This is a genomic window from Spongisporangium articulatum (genome assembly GCF_044465595.1).
GTDB classification, from domain to species: domain Bacteria; phylum Actinomycetota; class Actinomycetes; order Actinomycetales; family Kineosporiaceae; genus Spongisporangium; species Spongisporangium articulatum.
Window position 1 is genome coordinate 63,048 of record NZ_JBITLV010000008.1, and the last position, 21,245, is coordinate 84,292.

13 protein-coding genes are annotated in these 21,245 nt (G+C 74.0%); 10 read left to right on the plus strand and 3 right to left on the minus strand.

Translation table 11 applies throughout. The annotated features are described in order from the left end of the window. Positions 1-72: 72 nt before the first annotated feature. Genes ACIB24_RS21175 through ACIB24_RS21200 form a run of 6 tightly spaced genes read left to right on the plus strand, consistent with a single transcriptional unit; the run spans position 73 to position 8,891 of the window. On the plus strand, positions 73-927 hold the full coding sequence (locus tag ACIB24_RS21175; protein ID WP_398284191.1) for a WecB/TagA/CpsF family glycosyltransferase: 855 nt from the start codon (positions 73-75) through the stop codon (positions 925-927). Then, on the plus strand, positions 924-2,210 hold the full coding sequence (locus tag ACIB24_RS21180) for an O-antigen ligase family protein (protein ID WP_398284192.1): 1,287 nt from the start codon (positions 924-926) through the stop codon (positions 2,208-2,210). The genes ACIB24_RS21175 and ACIB24_RS21180 overlap by 4 nt, the downstream gene beginning before the upstream one ends. Beyond that, on the plus strand, positions 2,207-3,382 hold the full coding sequence (locus ACIB24_RS21185) for an oligosaccharide flippase family protein (protein ID WP_398284193.1): 1,176 nt from the start codon (positions 2,207-2,209) through the stop codon (positions 3,380-3,382). The genes ACIB24_RS21180 and ACIB24_RS21185 overlap by 4 nt, the downstream gene beginning before the upstream one ends. After that, on the plus strand, positions 3,379-5,607 hold the full coding sequence (locus ACIB24_RS21190) for an acyltransferase family protein (RefSeq protein WP_398284194.1): 2,229 nt from the start codon (positions 3,379-3,381) through the stop codon (positions 5,605-5,607). Before ACIB24_RS21185 ends, ACIB24_RS21190 begins: the two co-directional genes overlap by 4 nt. Continuing rightward, on the plus strand, positions 5,604-7,394 hold the full coding sequence (locus ACIB24_RS21195) for a glycosyltransferase (RefSeq protein ID WP_398284195.1): 1,791 nt from the start codon (positions 5,604-5,606) through the stop codon (positions 7,392-7,394). The genes ACIB24_RS21190 and ACIB24_RS21195 overlap by 4 nt, the downstream gene beginning before the upstream one ends. 36 nt (positions 7,395-7,430) lie before the next feature. Continuing rightward, positions 7,431-8,891 carry a polysaccharide biosynthesis tyrosine autokinase gene (locus ACIB24_RS21200; RefSeq protein WP_398284196.1) on the plus strand — a complete coding sequence of 487 codons (1,461 nt, stop codon included), beginning with the start codon at positions 7,431-7,433 and terminating at the stop codon, positions 8,889-8,891. A gap of 3 nt (positions 8,892-8,894) precedes the next feature. On the opposite strand, the gene ACIB24_RS21205 is transcribed toward ACIB24_RS21200, so the two are convergent. Then, positions 8,895-9,965: a right-handed parallel beta-helix repeat-containing protein gene (locus ACIB24_RS21205; protein WP_398284197.1), complete on the minus strand. Its 1,071-nt coding sequence runs from the start codon at positions 9,963-9,965 to the stop codon at positions 8,895-8,897. A gap of 249 nt (positions 9,966-10,214) precedes the next feature. Between ACIB24_RS21205 and ACIB24_RS21210 the strand changes: the two genes are divergently transcribed. Next, positions 10,215-11,603, plus strand: a complete 1,389-nt coding sequence (locus ACIB24_RS21210; protein ID WP_398284198.1) for an HNH endonuclease signature motif containing protein — start codon at positions 10,215-10,217, stop codon at positions 11,601-11,603. Positions 11,604-11,651: 48 nt separating this feature from the next. Next, on the plus strand, positions 11,652-14,543 hold the full coding sequence (locus ACIB24_RS21215) for a hypothetical protein (protein ID WP_398284199.1): 2,892 nt from the start codon (positions 11,652-11,654) through the stop codon (positions 14,541-14,543). 5 nt (positions 14,544-14,548) lie between these two features. Here ACIB24_RS21215 and ACIB24_RS21220 read toward each other — a convergent pair whose 3' ends face one another. Continuing rightward, complete coding sequence (locus ACIB24_RS21220; RefSeq protein ID WP_398284200.1) at positions 14,549-15,163, minus strand: arsenate reductase/protein-tyrosine-phosphatase family protein; 615 nt, start codon at positions 15,161-15,163, stop codon at positions 14,549-14,551. Between the two features lie 147 nt (positions 15,164-15,310). On the opposite strand from ACIB24_RS21220, the gene ACIB24_RS21225 reads away from it, so the two are divergent. Further along, positions 15,311-16,483, plus strand: a complete 1,173-nt coding sequence (locus ACIB24_RS21225) for a hypothetical protein (protein WP_398284201.1) — start codon at positions 15,311-15,313, stop codon at positions 16,481-16,483. Between the two features lie 19 nt (positions 16,484-16,502). On the opposite strand, the gene ACIB24_RS21230 is transcribed toward ACIB24_RS21225, so the two are convergent. Then, entirely contained in the window at positions 16,503-17,168 is a 666-nt protein-coding gene (locus ACIB24_RS21230) for a DNA-binding response regulator (RefSeq protein WP_398284202.1), read from the minus strand. A gap of 125 nt (positions 17,169-17,293) precedes the next feature. On the opposite strand from ACIB24_RS21230, the gene ACIB24_RS21235 reads away from it, so the two are divergent. Then, positions 17,294-21,214, plus strand: coding sequence for an nSTAND1 domain-containing NTPase (locus ACIB24_RS21235; RefSeq protein WP_398284203.1), 3,921 nt, complete (start codon positions 17,294-17,296; stop codon positions 21,212-21,214). Positions 21,215-21,245 lie beyond the last annotated feature (31 nt).

A 21,245-nucleotide genomic window follows, 5' to 3' on the forward strand; every position in this document is an offset into this window, starting at 1 on the left:
GCGTGACTCCATGTGAGCGAACATCACTCCCGCGTGTACACAGAGTCATCATAGTTCCGCTCCACTGGTGGCATGTCCACCACCGCACCGGCGAACGGCACCGTCACCCTGGGTCAGATTCCGGGTCAGCTGACGGTCACCCGGCCCCCGCGTTCACGCACCGTGCTGCCGCTGCGGTCGGTGCGCGTCGGCCCGTTCGCGGTCGCCGACAGCTCCGCCGCCGACCTGGTGGAGCGGCTCGGTACCCCCCTCGACCGCCGGGTGGTGGCCTTCGCCCTGCACGTGGGCGGCCTGAACAGCCGGCGTGACCACCGGTTCGTCCGGGCCATGCGCCGGGCCGACGTGGTCTACACCGACGGCAAGAGCGTCGAGCTGCTGGCCCGGGCGGCCGGGGCCCGCTCGGTGCAGCGGGCCGCGACGACCGACATCGGGCTGCCCGTGATCCGCCGGCTCGGCGAGAACCTGGGCCGTCCGGCGCGGGTGGCCGTCGTCGGCGCCCGGCCCGGAGTGGCCGAGCGGGCCGCCGCCACGATCGTGGCCGAGACCGGGGCCGTGGTCGTGCACACCGACCACGGCTACCACGCCGAGTGGGCCGGCCCGCTGGCCGAGATCCGCCGGTCCGACCCCGACGTCGTGGTGATCGGGCTGGGCATGCCGCTGGAGGCGGTCATGGTCGACGCCCGGCGCCAGGAGCTGCCCGAGGCGCTGATCCTGACCTGCGGCGGCTGGCTGGGCTTCCTGGCCGGGCTCGAGCGCCGGGCGCCCGAACTCGCCCAGCGCTCCGGGCTGGAGTGGGCGTTCCGGATGCGGCAGCAGCCGCGCCTGGCCCGCCGCTACGCCCACGGCCTGTTCTCCGTGGCCGGGTTGTACGTGACGACCTCGGTCCGCCGCACGGCCCGCCGGACGACGGGGGTCGCCGGGCGGTGAGCGTTCTCGACGGGGCGCACCTCGGCCGGCGGCCGACAGACGTCCATGATCACGAAGTCCTCCATGATCACGGGGACCAGGGGGGACGGGCCGCCCTGTTCGTGGTCGGCACCTATCCGCTGCTGTGGGTGATCGGTCTGGGCGGCCTGTTCTGGCCGCTGCTGATGGGGGCCCTGCTGTTCCGGCGCACGAGCGCCCCGCGCACGCCGGAGTCGACCGCGCTGATCCTCGTGTCGCAGCTGCTGGTCGCGTCGGTTCCGCTGGGCCTGGTGGCGTTCGGCTTCAACGTGGGGCGCGTCGTGGCGCTGGCCGCGAACGTCACGGTCTGGGTGGCCACCGCGGCGCTGCTGCGCAGGGCCACGGCCGACGGCGCCTTCCGCGAGCACCTGCTGCGCCTGTTCCTGCTGATCGGGGCGGTGCAGGGCGCGGTGGTGGCGCTCGCCTACACCGTCTACCCGGGCAGCCTCGGGCTGCCCCTGCTGCACGGGCTGAGCGCCAAGATGCCCAGCGGCATGGCCAGTTTCGCCTCCGACCTGTTGGTGTACCCGAGCTGGCTGGACGGTTTCGCGATCCGCTCGTCCGGGATGATGGGCAACCCGACCTGGGCCGGGGCCACGGGGGCCGCGGCGCTGCTGATCGCCCTGACGTACCGCTCGACGCAGGCCGGGGACAACGCCCTGCGCCTGGCCGCGGTCGCCGGTGGGGCGGTGGCCGTGCACTTCGCGCTGAGCCGCTCGGTCGAGTTCGCGCTGATGGGTTCTCTCGCGCTGGCTCTCGGCGAGGTGGCCCGGCGCCGGCTGAAGCTCGGCTTCACCCCGATCGTCGTCGGCCTGATGGCCCTGCCGATGGCCGCGTACATCTGGGGCCCGCGGGTCGTCGAGTGGGCCACGCACGTCAACGACGAGCGCGTGGGCTCGGCCGAGTCGCGCGGGGCGATCTACACGTTGACCTGGCACTACATCCAGCAGCTGCCGTTCCCGCTGCTGGGCTACGGGATCAAGCCGCAGTCGAACGGCCTGGTGGCCAGCGTCGCCTCGCACTCGACGTACCTGGGGCTGACCTTCCGGGCGGGCGTCCTGGCCGTCGTCCTGGTACTGGCCGTCGCGGTGATGTTGGCCCGGCGAGCGGCCGCCGACGGCAACGTGATCGGCGTCGCCGTGGTCGTCTTCGTCGCCGTCTGGTGCATCTTCGAGGACTTCGACGGCGGGCACCTGCTGCCGCTGGTCCTGGTCGTGGCCACCACCCCGCAGCACCTCAGAGCACGCCGGGAGGCGGCGGCGTGAACCGTCTGATCTACCTGTCGACCGTCGCGGTGCAGGCGCTGGTCTCGCTCGTCCTGCTGCCGGTGCTGACCCACAACCTGCCCAAGGAGCAGTTCGGCACGATCACGCTGGTCGCCACGTCCCAGCAGCTCGCGACCATGGCCCTCGGCCTCGGCACCCCGCAGCTGATCAGCCGGTTCCAGGTGCTGTCGCGCAGCGTGGCCCACGGCTTCGGCACCTGCATGGCCCTGCTCACGATCGCCGGGCTCGGCCTGGTCGCGCTGCTGCACGACCCCGAGTCGGTGATCGTCCCCCTCGCCACCGGCAACGCGATCATCGCGCTGAGCCTGTCCCGGCTGCGGGCCCAGGACCGGGCCCTGCCCTGGGCGGCGCTGTCGATCGGCGCCGGCCCGGTGGCCCAGTGCACCGGGGCGGCGCTGGTCGTCCTCGGCGCCGGCCTGAGCGGCTACCTCGGCGCCTGGCTGGGCGTCGTCCTCGCCGTCACCCTGCTCAGCCTGGTCTGGGCCGACCGGGCCTGGTTCGTCCGCCCGACCGGGGCCGCCCTGCGCCACCTGGTGCGCCTGGGCGGACCGTTGAGCCTCAGCGCGGTGGCGCTGGTCGCCTTCACCTCCGGCGACCGGATCGTCGTCGCGCAGGTCATCAACCACGAGGCCGCCGGGCAGTACCAGGCCTTCTACACGCTCGGGAACCTGAGCAGCTTCGCCACCACGGCGCTGTTCAGCTACTGGATGCCGCGGCTGCTGATGGGCCGCTCCCCCGCCCGGTTCCGGCTGGAGATCGCCGTCCTGGCGCTCGGGGGCGCGATCGCCTCCGTCGTCGCGAGTTTCGTGCTGCTGCCGGGCAGCTACCACCCGGCCGAGCACTGGCCGATCGCGGTGATCGCGGCGCTGTCGGCGATCCCGTACGGGCTGACCCTGGAGTTCGAGTGCCGCTACGTGCGGGCGCTGGCCACAGCCCGGTTCGGCTCCATCACCACCGTCGGCGCGCTGCTCTCGATCGCCGCGACGGCCCTCGTCGCGCGCACGACCGGCGACCTGCAACTGGTGGCCCTGATGACCCCGGTCACCTACCTGATCCTCGCCGCGGTGCTGCACCTGGCCGCCCGCGGCCTCCCCGTGGAACCTCCCGCGGACCCCACCGAGAGCCTCGCAGAGGAGCTGATCCCGGCATGACCGCGACCACCGTCATCCTCAGCACGATCCGGTGGGACTTCGTGTGGCAGCGGCACCAGGCGCTGGCCGTGGCCGCTGCGGCGCGGGGGCCCGTCACCTTCGTGGAGAGTCAGCCGCGCTCGTGGCGGCAGGTCGCCAACGTGGTGCACGGCCGGCTGAGCGGTCGTCGCTCGGACGCCGGCAGCGACGTGCGCAACGCGCGTCCGGACGCCGTCCGCCTGGTGGCCGCGTCCCTCCTGGCCCTGCTCCTGCCGCGGGTCTGGGCGGCGCGCACGGCGCGCGGGATCCTGCGGGCCCACCCGCACTCCACTTCGAGCGGGCTCACCGTGCTGCTCTACGCGCCGACGCCCGCGTACCTGGCGCTGGCCGCGCGGCTGGAGCGGAAGGTGCCGGACTGCCGCGTGGTCTACGACGCGGTGATCGACTGGACCGAGGTGCCCGCGCACTGGTGGCCGCCGCGCGCGCCCCGCGCCGCCGAGGCGGCCATGCCCGCGCACTGGAAGGTCACGTCCGACAGCCCTTCCCTGGCCACGGTTCTCGAGACGGTGACCCGGCGCCCGGTGGACGTCGTGCTGCCCGCCGCCGACCCGGCGTTCGCGACCTTCGCCTGGCCGGCCGAACGGCCCGAGGGCACGATCGGCTGGTTCGGGGTGGTGCGGGACGAGACGGACGTCGACCTGCTGTGCCGGTGCGCGCAGGCCGGGTTGAGCGTCGAGACGATCGGCCCGGTCGAGGACCCGGCGTTGGGTGACAGGCTCAGGGCCGCCGGGGTTCTCGTGCGGCCCGCCGTCCCGCCGCAGGAGCTGCCGGCCGCGATCCAGCACTGGCGGGGCGTGCTGTGCGCCTACCGCGGGGCGCGGGCCGGCACGATCACGCCGGCCAAGATCTTCAACGCGCTCAGCGGTTTCCGGGTCTTCACCCGCGGGCTCGCCCTGCCCGGCGACCTGAGCGCCCAGGTGGTGGACCTGCCCGAGGACGACCAGGCCGCCGTGGCCCTGATCGGCGCGGAGCTCCAGGTCGGGGCGCGCACGCCTGCGTTGGTGGGGGCCGGGGGTTCCGGCGGCGCACCGGACCGTGCGGGCGTGGGCGGCGACGGGCACAGCTGGGACGACCGGCTCGACCAGCTGACGGCTGACAGGCCGGAAGTAGCTGCTCGGGAATCAGTTCCGACGCCGACGATCGGTTCGGTGGCCGCGGCGCGCGGGCGGGACAACGCCGCGAACCTGCTGCGGCTGGCGCTGGCCGTACAGGTGATCGTCTACCACGGCTTCCTGCTGGGCGGGTTCGCGGAGCGCCCGGAGCTGGCCTTCATGAGCCAGATCGGGGTCGACGGGTTCTTCGTCGTCTCGGGCTTCCTGATCGCCATGAGCTGGGAGCGGGCCGCGTCGTTGCCGCGCTACCTGTGGCACCGGGCGGTGCGCATCCTGCCCGGTTTCTGGACCTGCCTGATCCTCGTGGCCGGCCTGGCCTGCCTGGTCGCGATCCTGGAAGGCACCGCCACGCAGGCGTTCTGGACGTCACCGCACAACCCGCTGGCCTACGTGACCCACAACGCCTTCGTGCAGCTGCAGTTCCTCGACATCGCGGGCGGCCCCTCGGGCGTGCCGCACCCGGGCGAGTGGAACCTGTCGCTGTGGACCCTGGCCTGGGAGGCGAAGGCCTACCTGGCGGTCGCCGTCCTGGGGCTGCTGGCCCGGCGGGTGCCCGTGGCGTGGCGGGTCCTGCCGGTCCTCGCGCTGCTGGGCGCGATGGCCGTCGAGGCGGCCGAGGTCGTCGGCGGGGGCGAGGACCGGGCCCAGGGGGTGCGGTTCGTGGGCGTGTTCGCCGCCGGGATGGTGATGTACGTGCACCGGCACCGGATCCCGCACGACGGCCGGGTGGCCGCGCTGGCTGCGCTGGTCCTGGGGGCCGGGCTCCTGCTGCTGCAGGACGACTACCGGGCCGGAGCCCTGCCCGCACTGGCCTACCTGACGATCTGGGTGGCCTACCGCCTGCGCGAGCCCGGGTTCCTGCGTCACGACCTGTCGTACGGCGTCTACATCTACGCCTTCCCGGTCGGGCAGCTGCTGGCGATCCTCGGCGTCCAGGCGGCGGGGTACCCGGTGTACGTGGCGGCCACGGTCGCGGCCACCCTGCCGGTCGCCGCGCTGAGCTGGTTCGGGGTGGAACGTCCCGCCCTGCGCCTCAAGTCGCTCGAACTGAAGTCGATCAAGGTCGGGAGATGAACACCGTGGAACAGCCCCGGATCAGCGTCGTGATCCCGACCTACGAGCGGCGGGACGTCGTGCTGGAGTCGGTCCGGGCCCTGGGCCGGTGCGCCGCGCCGTGGCCCGTGGAGGTCGTCGTCGTGGTCGACGGCTCGACCGACGGCACCGCCGCCGCGCTGCGGGAGCTGGCCGCGGGCGGCTCCCTGCCGTTCCCCCTGCGGGTCGTCGAGCAGGAGAACGCGGGGGCGGCCGCCGCCCGTAATCACGGCGCCCGCCTCGCCCGGGGGCGCCTGCTGCTCTTCCTGGACGACGACATGGTCGCCGACCGGGACCTGCTCACCGAGCACTGGGCGGCCAGCGAGGCCGGGGCGGACGCCGTGTTCGGGCACATCCCGTTGCACGCCGACTCGCCGCGCACCCTGCTCTCGCTGGGCGTGGGCGCCTGGGCCACGGCCCGGCGCGAGCGGCTGGCCGCGGGCGGCGAGCTGACGGTGGACGACCTGCTCACCGGACAGCTCTCCGTGCGGGCCGAGATGTTCGAGGCGGTGGGCGGTTTCGACGTCGCCTTCACCCGGGACGGGCAGTTCGGGGGCGAGGACACGGACTTCGGCCACCGGCTGACCCGTCAGGGCGCGACCCTGCGCTACGCGGCGCGGGCGATCAGCCACCAGCGCTACGTGGTCACCCCGCAGCAGTACCTGCGCCAGTACCGCGGCGCCGGGCGGGCCGACGCGATGCTGGCCCTGAAGCACCCGGAACTGGCCGGGCACCTGGCCGAGCGCTGCGGTGGGCCACGCTGGGCGGCGACCGGGCGGATGGCCCGGCGCGTCGTGCCTCGGAGGCTGCGGGCCGCGATGGTGCGGGCCGTCGTCCGGCGGGTCGAGGCCGGGCGCACCGACGCTCTCACCCGGATCGCCTTCGGCCGGGTGAAGAACGCCCGCTACTGGGGCGGCTGGTTCGACACCGCCGGCCGGCCCGGCGCCGCTCCCCCGCTGCGGGTCCTGGCCTTCCACGCGGTGGTCGGCGACCGGCAGCGGAGCGACGACCCCTACGCGGTGACCGCCACCCAGCTGGAGCAGCAGCTGAAAGCTCTGTCCCACCAGGGTTTCCAATTCCTCACCCTGCGCCAGTACCTGCGCCACGTGGAGGGCGTGCCGGTCGAGGCGCCCAGCGTCCTGGTCACGTTCGACGACGGGTACACCGGGGTCCTGGAGCACGCCGCCCCGGTGCTGCGCCGGCTCGGGATCCCCGGCGTGGTCTTCGCGGTGACCGGACAGTTCGCCGGGTTCAACGCCTGGGACGCGAACACCCGGGCGGACGGCGTCCCGCTGCTGACCGTGCCGCAGCTGCTGCACCTGCACGACGAGGGCTGGGACGTGCAGTCGCACACCCGCTCCCACACCCACCTGCCCCAGCTGCGGGCCGGGGACCTCTCCCTGGAGCTCGGCCGGGCCAAGGCCGACCTGGCCGCGCACGGCCTGGGCACGCCGCGGGCGATCGCCTACCCGTACGGCGAACACACCTGGCGGGTCCGCCGGGCGGCGAAGAAGGCCGGCTACCGCGCCGCCTTCGCGCTGAGGACGACCCGGGTGACCCCGGGCAACCGGTTCGCGCTGCCGCGGGTCGAGGTGCGCCGCGAGCACACGGCCGGCCAGGTGGTGGAGATGGTGGTCAAGCCGGGCCGGGAGCCGGTCCTGCGGGCCCTGCGCCGCGAGGTGCGCGGCGCCGTCGTCCCGACCCTACGGGCCGGGCTCGCGTTGGGCCGGATGGGTAACAGATCGCTTTCCGTGACTCACGGACAGTAGTTTTGGATCTACGATGACTCTGCGTAACCGCCGAGGATGGGAACCCTTGTGACTCTCGCGCAGTACCTCCAGGCCCTGAAGAAGCACTGGCTGATCGTGCTCGTCCTGACCATGCTCGGGACCGCGGCCGCCGTCGGGGTGGTGGCCACGGCCACGCCCAAGTACGAGGCCACGGCGAAGCTGTTCGTCGCCAGCCGCACCCAGGCCACGAGCATCGACGAGCTGTCCGTCGGCTCCGACTTCACCCAGCAGCGGGTCAAGTCCTACGCCGACGCCGTCACCAGCCCGACGCTGCTCGGCCCGGTGATCGCCGAGCTGAACCTGCCGTACACCGCCCGCGAGCTGGCCAAGAACGTCACGGCCACGAGCGCGGACGGCACCGTCGTCCTCGAGGTGACGGTGTACGACACGGACGCCTCGCGGGCCACCGCCATCGCCAACGCGATCGGCGCCCGGTTCCCGACCTTCGTGGCCGGGCTCGAGGCCCCGGGGGCGTCCAGTGACACCTCCCTGGTCCGGGTCACGCTGATCCAGCCCGCCGTCGTCCCGGACAACCCGATCACGCCCAAGGTGCCGCTCGACATCGCCTTCGGCCTGCTGGCCGGCCTCGGCCTCGGCCTGACCGTCGCGGTCGCCCGCCAGCAGCTGGACAACGCCGTGCGCAGCGCCGCCGACGTCGAGGCGCTGACCGGCGCGGCCCCGCTCGGCCTGGTGCCGCTCACCCGCCGCTCGGGCCGGCAGCCGCTGGCCCAGGTCGGCGAGCACAGCCCGCGCGCCGAGGCGTTCCGGACGCTGCGCACCAACCTGCAGTTCACCAGCGTCGACACCCCGGCCAAGCTGATCGTGGTCAGTTCGGCCCTGCCCAACGAGGGCAAGTCGACGGTGTCGGCCAACCTGGCCGTCGCCCTGGCCGCGGGCGGGGCCAAGGTCGCGCTCGTGGACGGCGACCTGCGCAAGCCGACCGTCGGCCGGCTGTTCGACCTCAGTGACGGCGCCGGCCTGACCAGCGTGCTGGCCGGGCGCGACGCCCTCGACGAGGTGCTCGTGCCGATCGGCGGCGCGCTCACCGAGGGACTGCCGGGCACGGTGACCGCCCTGCCCGCCGGGCCGGTCCCGCCGAACCCGTCGGAGCTGCTGGCCAGCGGCCAGATGAAGACCACCCTGGCCACGCTGCGCGAGACGTTCGACGTCGTGGTGATCGACGCGCCGCCGCTGATGCTGGTGACGGACGCCGCGATCCTCGCCTCCGAGGTGGACGGCGTGATCCTGGTCGGCCGGCACGGCAAGACCCGGCGCGACGAGTTCACCCAGGCCCTGAACGCGGTGCGCAAGGTCGGGGCGACCGTGCTGGGGACGGTGCTCAACTTCGCCCCGAAGCCCAGCCGCAGCGGCTACTACGGCTACACCTCGAAGCAGGTCTCCGAGGCGCTGGCCATGCCCGCGCAGCGCGAGGCCGAGCCGGCCGAGGAGAAGGTCGAGACGAAGGCGAAGGCCTGAACCTCACACCCCGGCGGTGACGGTGACTCCGGAGCCGGCGTTGCGCTGCGTCGCGACGCCGGCGACGGCGTTCCCGGTCGAGGTCACCACGAGCCCGTTCGACCCGCGCTGGTACGACAGACCGGTACCGGAACCGTTGCCCCGCACCGTGTTCCCGGTCACGGCCAGGTTGCCGGTGCCGTACGTGACGCTCCTGACCGCGATGAACGTCCCACCTCCGCCGGTGTACTGGAAGACCTTGTTGCCGGAGATCGTGCTGGCCGAGTCGCCCTGCACGGTCACGCCGATCCCGTTGCCGGCCGCGCCGAAGTCCTCGACGTAGTTGTCCGCCACGGTGGTACCGAAGAGCCGGTCGACACTGATCCCGGACAGGACGATGCCGTACACGTGGTTGCCCGAAACCCGCCATCCGGCGCCGTTCTCGAGCCGGATGCCGTTCTGCCCGCTGCCGGCCACCCACGAGTCGAGCAGGTTCCAGTCGGTCACCGCGTTGCCCGGGTCCTGGACGTAGATCCCGTTCTTGCCCGAGCTCGAGACGAAGACCCCGCGAACCAGTCCGTTGACCTGGCTCCTGCCCGAGCCCAGCCCCGTGCCGTTGCGCGAGGTGGCCGTGATCGTCAGGCCGTTGCCGGCCGCGTTGTAGATCGTCAGGTCCTCGACGCGGGAGTTCCAGGACCGGACGACGACCGCGTCACCCGCGCTCGGGTTCGCCGCCCGGTTCGCGTCGATCGTGAGGTCCCGCAGGGTGATCGGCTCACCCGCGAAGGTCCAGTTGCCGGCCCAGGAGTCCGAGGCGAGCAGCGCGCCCAGGTTGCGGCCGGCCGCCTGGGTCAGCGTGGCCTGACGCCCGTCCCCCCGGTAGCTGCGCCCACCGGCCAGGACGAGGGTGGCGGTCAGGGAGCACGGACCGTCGATGACGATCTCGTCCCCGACCGACGACCCGTCGATCGCGGCCTGCAGGGTCGCCGAGTCGGTGCTGCTGTTCGTGCACAGCGCCGTCACCCGGGCGGCGCCGGCCGGACCGGCCTGGGCGGCGAGAAGCCCCACGACCAGGACGATTCCGGCGCCGAGCACGCCAGACGTACGAATGCCCCGAGAACTGATCATGCTGGCCAGTACACCGAAACAGGGCGTAATGGCCTAGTTCTCGTCACCCCGGTGGGCCTGGTCGGACGCACAGAGAGACTCTGTGCCTACGGTGCGCAAGTGGCAACGCTGGTCTCACTGTTTTGGCGCTTCGTGATCGAGAAGTTCGGACTGAGGCCATGATCTGTATCGCGTATTTCGTTGTGAGATAAGCGCTCTCGTGATAGAATCGAACACATGTCGGAATGCTTCGTGGAGACCGGGAGGGGCGACGAGCGGCCCTTCCCGGAGCCGGAGCTGACTCCCGATGAGCTGGCTCACTGGCATGAGCTGGAGCGCGAGTTCGCGCGTGCGGGTCTGGCGGACGGGCGGGGCTGGGAGTTCGATTCCGCCAGCGGGGAAACGCTTTCGCTGCGGTTGCAGGCGCTGAACGACCGGGCCGTCGTCGCCGATGCAGACGATCGGGTGCTGCTGGCCGGGCTGCGTGCGCTGCAGCGGGCCAAGGCCGCGTTGGCCGCGCAGGAGTTGGAGCTGGTCGCCGAGCTGACCCGCCGCCGGGCTCCGGTCACCGATCGGGTCCCGGAGATGGAACTGCGGGCGGTGGCGGATGAGATCGCGACCGAGACGGGCCTGTCCCGGTACGCGGCGACGAAACTGCAGGACACCTCCTGTCGGTTGATCCACCGTTTCCCCGCCACCCTGGATGCGCTGGCCGCGGGGCGGGTGGATGCGCGAAAGGCCGAGACCATCGCCGATGGGCTGACCAACGTTCGTGACGAGTCGGTCCGGCGGCGGTTGGAGGGTGCGGCGATCGAGGCTGCGTCCGGCCTGACGGTGCCGGGGCTGCGGGAGTTGTTGAAGGGCTGGGTTCTGGCCGCGGAGCCGGAGGTCGCGGAGGAACGCGCCCGAGAAGCCCGGGCGGAACGTCGGGTCGTGTTCACCCCGGTCGACGGCGACATGGTCGAACTGTGGGCGCTGCTGCCGGCCGAGGACGGACTGAAGGTTCGGGCGGTGATCGAGCAGACCGCAGGTCAGCTCAAGGACTCCCGCACGGCAGACCAGCGGCGGGCCGACGTCCTGGTCGACCTGCTCACCGGCGAACGGGCTGGTGTGCAGCCGAAGACTCGGGTCACGATCACCGTGCCGTTGGCGGTGTTGGCCGGGGACAGTGACCAGCCGGCTCACCTGGACAGGTACGGGCCGTCGACCGCCCTCCTGGCTCGACGGTTGGCTGCGGACGCGGTCGAGACCGGGTCGTTCCAGTGTGCGGTTGTGGATGGTGAACACGGGACGTTGTTGGGGTTGGGCAGGAGCACGCGCACGGCGGGATACGTGGCGGGCCAGGTGTTGAAAGAGCATGTGCAGACCCGGGATCGGTATTGCCGGTTCCCTGGCTGCCGCACCCAGGCATCGGCCTGCGACGTCGACCACCGCCACCCCTACGCGGCGGGTGGGGAGACCTGCGCCTGCAACGGCGTCTCGCTGTGCGGGCACCACCACCGGGTCAAGCACGAGACCGGCTGGAGCGTCCGAGACGACGGTCAGACGCTCGTCTGGACCACCCCGACCGGCACCGAGGTGCCGGACCGACCGGCCCGGCTCACGCCGTCCGCGCCGCCGTTCTGAGCGCGCGCCGCGCACCGTGATCGGACAATTCGGGCCTAGAGTCTGCTCATGACCTGGGGGCGGGCCGTCGCGCGACTGGCACAACGGGACAACCCGAAGTGGGAGTCGCTGTCCTGGCTGGCCCTGCGCCCGCTGATCGACTCGCTGAACGACCGGGTCAACGCGCTGACCCCGAGCCTCGTCCCCGAACTGCGGGCGGCGTGGCTGGAGCGCACGGTGGAGCAGCACGGTCCGGCCCCGACCGCGCGCGGGCCGCTGGTGATCGACCGGCGCGGCACCCGGCGGTTCGTGGTGATGGGCGACACCGGCGAGCAGGACGCCTCGCAGTACGTGGTGGGCGACGCCCTGACCGGCGTGGTGCCGGACGTGGCCGACTTCGCCGTGATCTGCAGCGACGTCATCTACCCCTCCGGCGACCTGAACGACTACGTGCACGGCTTCTACCTGCCCTACGAACCGCTGCTGCAGGACCCGGGCACCCGGCCCACCCCCGAGCCGCAACGCCTGTACGGCCTGCCCGGCAACCACGACTGGTACGACGGCCTGACCGGCTTCATGGCGACCTTCTGCGACGTCCCCGCGCTCCCGCCGTCCGCCTACCCCGCCGGCGGCACCGGCGCCCGCGAGCGGATCGGCCGCCTCCTGTGGCGCCGGCCCAGCCGGCCGCAGCCCGCCCGGCTGCACAAGGACGACGACACGCGGTACACGCCGCAGCAACTGCGGGACGCGATGATGCGCCCCGCGACGCCCGAGACCCGGCAGCCCGGGCCGTATTTCGCGATCGAGGTCGACGGTCTGCTGCTGGTCTGCATCGACGGCGGCATCGGGCTGGGCGGCGGGGTCTCGATGATCGACGCCGCGCAGGCCCGCTGGCTGCTGGAGGTCTCGGCCCTGGACCGGCCCAAGGTGCTGCTGACGGGCTACCCGCTGCTGGTCAACGGCGAGTGGAAGGAGTGCCGGTTCGAGTCGGCCTCGGACTCGGACGCCTACCGCACGGTGAACGCCGTCGTGGCCGAACCGGACTTCCGGTACGTGGCCGCGATCGGCGGCGACATCCACAACTTCCAGCACTACACGGTGACCCCGGTGCCGGGCGCGCGCCCCATCGTCTACCTGGTCTCGGGCGGTGGCGGCGCGTACATCAGCGCCACCCACCCGATCGCCTCGGCCGCCCACGTGCGCGAGGAACGCGCCCACAACTTCGCCGACATCGTCGCGTCGAACTCGGAACGCGGCGGCCCGCCGGGCCCGGCGGAGATCGAGCGGCCGCCTCGGTTCGACTCCGCGGCGATGGCCGCCCCCGCCGTCCGCCGGCTGGGCCCGCTGCCCTCGGGCCACGAGGCGTGGGGTGACCCCGACGAGCCGCTGGCCGTGCCGGTCGCCGAGGCCGACTTCCCGCACCGGATGGTCCCGGACGCGGCGGAGTCGCTGGCCCACTTCACCGAGCAGGTCCTGCCGAAGACCTGGCGCTACATGCGGTCGCTGCTGATGTTCGGCCTCGGGGGCGCCCTGGCCGCCGGGTGGCGGGCCCTCTGGGCGAGCTCGTTCACCGAGGCCTGCGTCCTGGGCGGCGGGGTGCTGCTGTTGGCCGTCCAGCTGCACCTGTCGATCGGCGCCCCCGACAGCCGCAGCCGCGAGCGCCGGGTACGGCGGCAGGTGCACGCCTACCGGGCGAGCGTCGCCGCCGGCTACGCACTGGCCGGATTCGTCGCCGTCGCAGCGGGTCTCGTGATGGCCGCCGAATCGGCGGGCCGCTACCTGCAGCTGTGGGTGCTGATCACCCTCTTCACCGGGGCCGTGTCGTACCTGCAGCGGCGCAGCGGCTGGTGGCGGGAGCCGGGCGCGAACGACTGGAGCTGGACGCCGGCCCTGATGGGGGTGCTGCTGGTGGCCGTCGGGTTCGTTGCCGCCTGGCAGATCACCGACGAGACGCACCTGGCTCTGCTGACGCACGCGGCGGGGCTGCTGGTCGTCACGGCTGTCGTCGGCGTGGCGCTTCGGCGTCGGCACTGGTGGCGTTCGGTGTCGCTGAACGTGGCGCTGGTCGGTCAGCTGGCCGCCGCGCTGTTCGTGCTGTCCGCGGCGCACACCCCGACCCCGGGCGGCGAATGGCGGCCCGTCGGGGCGGTGACCGGCGTCGTCCTCGACGCCGTCGTGCTGGTGGCGACCCTGTGGGCGGTGGCCGGACGCCTGCCGCGCCGGATCGCCCTGACCACGGTGGCGTTGGCCGTCCCGGCGACCCTCGCCGCGCTCACCTGGGCGTTCGGGCACTTCGGGGGGTCGTGGGACGCCGGGGCGCGGTCGTTCGCGATGGCCGGCCTGGTCGCGGGCTGGCTGGCCGCGGGGGTCGTGGGCGGGACGTTCGGCGTGGACGCGCTGCGCCGCCGGTGGCCCTCGGGGTACCGGCCGGCGTCCACGGCGGTCCTGGCGGTCGTCGCGGTGGCCGGGCTGTCGCTGTGGCGCTGGTGGCTGGTGCAGGGGCTGGTGATCGCGGGCGTCGTCGTGGCGCTGTCGGTGGTCACGCTGAGCGTCGGGTACCTGGTCTTCCTGGGCGGGCTGTCCCTGGCCCTCGACCACCGCGCGCACCGGGACACCCTGGACCGGGCCGACGACGAACCGCTCCTGACCGTCGAGCAGGCCGCGCTCGGCGTCCGGTGGCGGCGGACGGGGGTCGACGCGGTGGTCGAGCAGCTGCCGTCCCGGCTGCGCAACCGGGTGCGGTTCGTGTTCCCCTCCACCGACCAGCCGCAGGGCGTGATCCAGGAGAAGGTGTCGGAGTTCTTCAGTGCGGACGCGCCGCCGTTCCACCAGCACTACCTCGACCTGGAGGTGGTCGGGCCGGTCGGGCACCCGACCCGGCTGGTGATCACGCCGCACGTGGTGACCGGGGTGGGACCGCAGGCGAGCCACCCGCGCGCGCCGATCGTCGTCCCGCTGTAGCTCTTTCAGCGCGCGAGCAGGGTGTCGCAGATGACGTCGATGGTCTCGATCAGCTGCGGCAGCACCTCGGGGTGCTTACCGCCCTCGTGCGGGTCCATCAGGCTGTCGGACGGTGCGGGCGGCGGCGCCGAGCGGCTGAAGAACCCGCCCGAGCGGGCGGGAGCGACCGCGGCCGGACGCGGGGCGACGCCGCGGTAGGTGTCGAGCTCCTCGGCCAGCCACATCAGCCGATCCTGCAGGCTGACCGGCGGCGGCACCATGCCCTGGGCCGTGCGCCACTGGATGATGCGGGCGGCCTGGCGCAGCGTGTAGGTGCGCACCTGCGCCGAGGGGCGCATGCCGATCACCTTCGCCTTGTGCCGCTCCCCCGCGGTGAGGATCAGGGTGGCGGCCCGGATGTCGGCGACCTCGAGCTGCGTGGAGACGTGGTCCTGCCCCGAGCCGGCCCCCTGCATCAGGGCCCAGTTGGCGGAGACGTCGCACATCGGTGCCCCCGGGATGGCCCGCACCCCCCGGCTGAAGAAGTCGAGCGCGGGCGAGAGCCGGGCGGCGAGCAGCAGCTCCGCGGCGGGCGAGCGGCAGATGTTCGCCGTGCACACCAGCAGTACCCGCGGACTCATCGCCACCACCCTTCACCTGTCTCGTCACCGATGCGGAACCTCGGACCATTGTCCCTCATCCGCTCAGCCGAGCCGTGGCTCGGCCGTCCCGGCCCATTCCTGCGACACAACGTGGCCATCCGGACACCGCAAGTAGTCTCGACGCTCATGGAGCGCGGCGGCAACAACGGCACGCCGGGGGCGACCCCCCGGACCAATCCGGCAGGGATCCGCATCGTCGGCATGCCCGCCCGGCAGGCGGGACCACCCGCCCTCGAGCAGTGGACCATGCGGAACCTGGAGACGCACCAGGAGACCAAGACCGAGCCGGTCGCCGGGGTGACCCGGGACCGGCGGCCGGGCGTCGTCCCCGTGCCCGTCCAGGGCGGATCGCGGGTCGTGGACCTCACCGAGCCGCCGGCGGGGCTGCGCGACACCGAGGCCCCGGCCCCGCGCCGGACCGGACGCCGCCGGTTGCTCGTCGCCCTGCTCGTCTGCCTGGTGCTCGGCGGTCTGGGCGGTTCCGGCCTGGCGCTGGCCGACCGGGCCGCCGCCCGGCAGCAGCGCGCCGTCGTCCCGGTGCTGGACCTGGCGGCCGCGGCCGCCACGGGCGTCGACACCGCCTCGCGCCCGCTCGACCCGACCCGGATGGTCGAGCGGCTCGGCGCGCTCGTGCAGGCGCAGGACCGGGTGGGCCTGCAGACCGGCGGCCCGGCGTGGACGCTGGCCGCCGCCACCACCCGCCGCGACGACCTGGCGGCGACCGGCGACCGGATGCAGGGCGTCGCCTGGCTGGCCGCCGCCGCCGGCCCGCTGCGGGAATCCATGGGCCGGGTCCGCGACCCGGACGCCGGGACGCCGGACCGGCTCGACACCCTGGCCCGCGACCTGAACCGGTACGCCAGCGCCACCGAGCGGGCCCGGCAGGTCGGCGCCTACCCGGGCGCCGCGGCCTCGGCCACGCCGGCGGGGACGACGTTCGAGCAGCTCGCCACGGCGGCCGCGCTGCTGCCGGCCATGGCGGGCGACGAGGCACCGCGCACCTGGACGGTGTGCCGCAGCACCCGCTCCGGGTGCACCCGGTTCACGCTGCAGGACGGCATCGTCGGCGACGTCCGTTCGGTCGGCGCGGCGGGTCACCGGGTGAACCCCGACATCGTGGTGCTGGGCATGTCGGCGGCGGAGATGCTGACCACCGACGGTGGCCGGACCACCTGGTCGGTGCCCGCCGTGCTCGACCTGTTGGTGGCCACCGACGGCGGCGCGCACGACGGCACCCCCCGGGTGAGCAGCGTCGTGCCCGTCGAGCAGCACGGCCTCACCGTGATCGCGGGTCGGTGACGTCACTCGCCGGTGACCCTCACTCGGTGAGGTGCCCGTCCTCCAGGGCCCGGGCCCTCAACTGGGCCTTGGCCCCGGCGGGCCGGCCGATCGCGGCGTACTTGTCGCGCACGCGGTCCAGGTAGGACTTGGCGGTCTCGTAGCTGACGCCCAGCACCCGCGCGACGTTCTTCAGGGGCAGCCCGCTGGCGTACAACGAGAGCGTCCGCGCCTCCTGCGGGCTCAGCGCCGGCGCGGGCACGACGGGCTCGCCGCCCAGCCGGAGGGCGGCGGCCACCCGCGGCGACAGGTACTGCCGGCCGCGCAGCGCGGCCTGCACGGCGCCGGCGACGACGACCGCGTCGTCGGCCGTCGTGACGAAGGCGTGAGCCCCCGCGGCCAGGCAGGCCCGTAACCGGGCCACCTCGACCGAGACCGTCCGCACGACGACCCGGCTGCCCGCGGCCCGCAACGCCCCGATCGACTCCGCCGGGTGGGCTCCGTGCAGCGACGACACCGACAGGACGACGGCCGCCGGCGGGTGGTGCGGGTGGCCGGACAGCAGGCGCCAGTCGGCGACGGCCACGGGCACCGCGAGGCCGGCGGCGACCAGGCCGGCCGCCAGCCGGTCCCGGACGGACGGGTCGGCCTCCACCACGGCCACCACCGTGTCCACGCGTGCGCCCTCCGGATCCCCCGTCGCCATGAGCCGAACATCTTCGGTCACGTGCGACGCAGGTGACAGGGCTTCCGCGGCGAAAGTTGATACTCGAACAACCCCGTACAGCTAGCGTGGTCAGCGCACGATCAGTAACGGGGAGCGGCACGGGGATGAGCACACCGAACGAGCAGGGCCGGCGGGGTTCGGCCCGCACGATCGTCAGCCGCACCGAGTTCGCGGCCCGGCTGACCGACCTGCGCGAGACCGGCGGGCTGTCGGTGCGGGAGGTGGCCCGCCGCAGCGGGATCGCCACGAGCACCCTGGGCGGCTGGTTCAGCGGCCGGCACGTGCCCCCGTTGACGATGCCCGAGGCGTTCCGCGCGCTGCTCGTGGCGCTGGAGGTCACCGAACCCGCCGAGCAGGAGGAATGGGTCGAGGCGCTGCGCCGGGTGCGCCGGGCTCCGGGCCCGCGCCCGTCGTCCGCGGACCTCGTGGGCCCCTACCGCGGGCTGGCCGCGTACGAGCCCGACGACGCCGAGTGGTTCTTCGGCCGCGAGGATCTCGTGGCGCAGCTGCGCGGACGGGTCGACGCCGGGGGCGTGACCGTGGTGGTCGGCGTCTCGGGGGCCGGGAAGTCCTCGGTGCTGCGGGCCGGGCTGGTCGCACAGCTGCGCGCCGACGGCGTCCCGTTCGCCCTGCTGACGCCCGGCGAGCACCCCCTGGAGAACCTCGAGCGCGCCCTGGGACCCGGCGCCCGGGTGCTGGTGGTCGACCAGTTCGAGGAGCTGTTCACCCTCACCACCGACGAGGAGGAGCGGCAGGCGTTCCTGGCCCGGCTCGAGACCGTGGACGGCCCGGTGGTGCTCGGGTTGCGGGCCGACTTCTACGCCCGGGTCCTGGCGTATCCCTGGTTGCAGCGCGCCGCGCAGGCCGGGCAGCTCGTGGTCGGGCCGATGACCGAGGCGCAGCTGCGCCGGGCCGTGCTCGGTCCGGCCACCAAGGCCGGCGTCGAGGTCGAGCCGGCCCTGCTGGAGGTGCTCGTCCGGGACCTGCCGCCCGAGCCGGCCGCGCTGCCGCTGCTGTCGCACGCGCTGCTGGCCATGTGGTCGCGCTCGGGCCACGGCGACCAGCGGCTCGAGCACTACCGCGCGGTGGGTGGCGTCACGCACGCGATCGCGGTGACCGCCGACGAGGTGTTCGACGCCCTCGACGAGGAGCACCGCGAGATCGCCCGGCGGATGTTCCTGCGGCTCGTCACGGTCCCCGAGGAGGGGGCGGCGACCCGCCGCCGGGCCGCACTGAGCGAGCTGGACCAGCTCGGCGACGACGAGGGCCCCGCCGCCGTGCGCGAGCGGTTCGTCACGGCCCGGCTGGTCACCGCGGGCGACGGCACGCTGGAACTGGCCCACGAGGCGCTGGTCTCCGAGTGGCCGCGGCTGGCCGGCTGGATCGCCGCCGACCGCGACGGGCTGCGCCAGCAGCGGGTGCTGACCGAGGCTGCGCAGGAATGGGAGCGCGCGGGGCGCGACCCGGAACTGTTGGCCCGCGGCGGGCGCCTCGAACTCGCCGCGGCCCTGGTCGAGGAACGCACGCCGACCCGGCTCGAACGCGACTTCGTCGACGCGTCGGTGGCCCGGCGCGACTCCGAGGCCCGCGTGGCCCGGCGAGGCACGCTGCGGCTGCGCCGGCTGGCCATCGCCCTCGCCGTCACGCTCGTGGCGACGAGCGCCCTGGCCGGGTACGCCTTCCACCTGCGCGACACCACGGCCGTCGAACGCGACGCCGCGCTCTCCCGTCAGCTGGCACTGGAGGCGCGCCAGGTCGGAGGCAGCGACGGCACGCTGGCGTCGCTGCTGTCGCTGGCCGCGTACCGGATATCGCCCACCCGGCAGGCGTATTCGCAGCTGCTCGACAGCGCGGCGCAGCCGCGCAGCACCCGCCTGGTCGGTGACCAGGTGGCGATGCAGGGGCTCGCCGTGCACCGGCTGGACGACGGGGGCCTGCTGGTCGCCGGGTTCGGCGAGAAGGGCTCGGGCCGGCTGTGGCACCTGGACGACGACCGCCGGGTGCTCGGCGTGACCCCCCTGCCGTCGGGCGACCCCGAGGGCGTGCGCTACGCGGCCGCCTTCTCCCCCGACGCGCGCTGGCTGGCCGTGGCCGGCAGCGGTGGAACGGTGCAGCTGTGGGACATGGGCGACCCCGACCGGCCCCGAACCCGCGTGACCCTGCGGGTGCCGAAGCCGGACGGCGCGGCCGCCGACGCCCCGGCGCCGACCGTCTTCGCCCTGGCCTGGGACGTCAAGGGCGCCTTCCTTGCGGCGGGCGACAGCGGCGGCGGGGTGAACGTGTGGTCGTCGGCCGGGTTCGCCCGGAGGGCGACAGACGGACCGAGCGCCGGCGGCGCGACCGGCGACCTGGACGAGGGGCGGCACCGGCTCAGCGCAGCTGAAGGCGAAGTGCACGCCGTGGCGTTCTCGCCCGGCGGCTACGGCCTGTTCGCCGGGTACGCGCTGCCGGCCGACGCCTCGGGCGCGGCCTCGGGAGCCGTGTTCCGGTGGCCGGTGCAGCCCGAGAACCCCGTCACCGCAGAGCGTTTCGGCCCGCCGCGCCGGTTGTCCGGTGACTTCGACGCGGTGCTGGGCCTGGCCGTCAGCCCCGACGCCCGGCACGTGGCGGCCACCACTCGCGGGGGGAAGGTGGTGCGCTGGACGATGCATGACGCCCGAGCCGACTCGGAGGGGAAACCGCTGGACGGGCCGGCGACCTGGGTGAACGGCGCGGCCTACAGCCCGTACGACCCGAACGGTCCGCGCGGGCACGGCCCGCTCTTGGCCGCGGCCGGTTCCGACAGCAAGATCTGGCTCTGGAACACGACGTTCGAGGGTGGGGCCGCGCCGTTCGGCACCCTGACCCTGCCCAGCCCGGTCACCGCCGTGGCGTTCGCGGACGACCGGACGCTGGTCAGCGCGAGCACCGACGGCGTGGCCCGGGTCTGGGACGTGCCCACCCCCTCCCCGGCCGGGCTGTCCCAGACGGTGTTCGGCACCGCGTGGACGGCGGGCCTCCCCGACGCCGTCGGACCGGCCGGCGCGCCGCGGCTGGCCGCCGGAGGCCGCAACCAGGTGGGGATCTGGGACGTGTCCGACCCGCGCCGGCCCTGGCCGCTCGTCGCCGCGCAGTCCGACCCCGACCCGGCCCGCCGGTTCACCGGGGCGATCGCCTGGCGGCCGGACGGCCGGGTCCTGGCCAGCGGCAACGACGGCGGCGGGGTGCGGCTGTACGACACCGGCGAAGCCGCCGGGCTGCTCGACCAGCTGGTGCCCCTGCCGAGCCTGGACGGGACCAGCCTGGTCGAGTGGCTCGCGTTCCGGCCCGACGGGAAGGTGCTGGTGCAGGTCGGCGACGACGGCGTCGTCCGGCTGTGGAACCTGACGGACGTCGAGCACCCGGTGCAGTACTCGGTGGCGGGCCCCGCGGTGAACGGGGGCGCGCTGGGCGCGGCGTTCAGCCGCGACGGCCGGCTGCTGGCGGTGTGCGGGTTGAACGGTGTGGTCCGGCTGTGGGACGTGCAGGACCCGGGCCACCCGAAGCTGCTCTCCGACGCGCTGCCCGGGCCGACGACGACCGTCGTGTCCGTGCAGTTCTCGCCCGACGGGCGCACCCTGGCGGCCGCTGGGTACGACCGCGTCGTGCACCAGTGGGACGTCTCGGACCCCGCACACGTGCGCCCGCTCGGGAAGCCGCTGAGCGGCCCCACCAACATCGTCTACGCCCTGGCCTACTCCCCCGACGGGCACACCCTCGCGGCGGGCAGCAACGACGGCACGGTGTGGTGGTGGGACGTGACCCGACCCGCGCGGGCGGTGGCCCGCGCGACGCTCACGGGCGGGCCGTCGTCCGTGTTCTCGATCGGGTTCTCGCCCGACGGCGCGTACCTGTCGGCGGGCGGCCTCGACGGCCGGGTCACGACCTGGCCGACCGACGCCGACGCGGTGGCGCGCACGGTCTGCGCCTCCGCCGGCACGCCCCTGTCCAGCACCGAGTGGGCGCAGTACGCACCGGGCACCCCGTACGAGGCGCCCTGCGGGTAGCTCAAGTTGATCACGGACGCCGACGAGCACA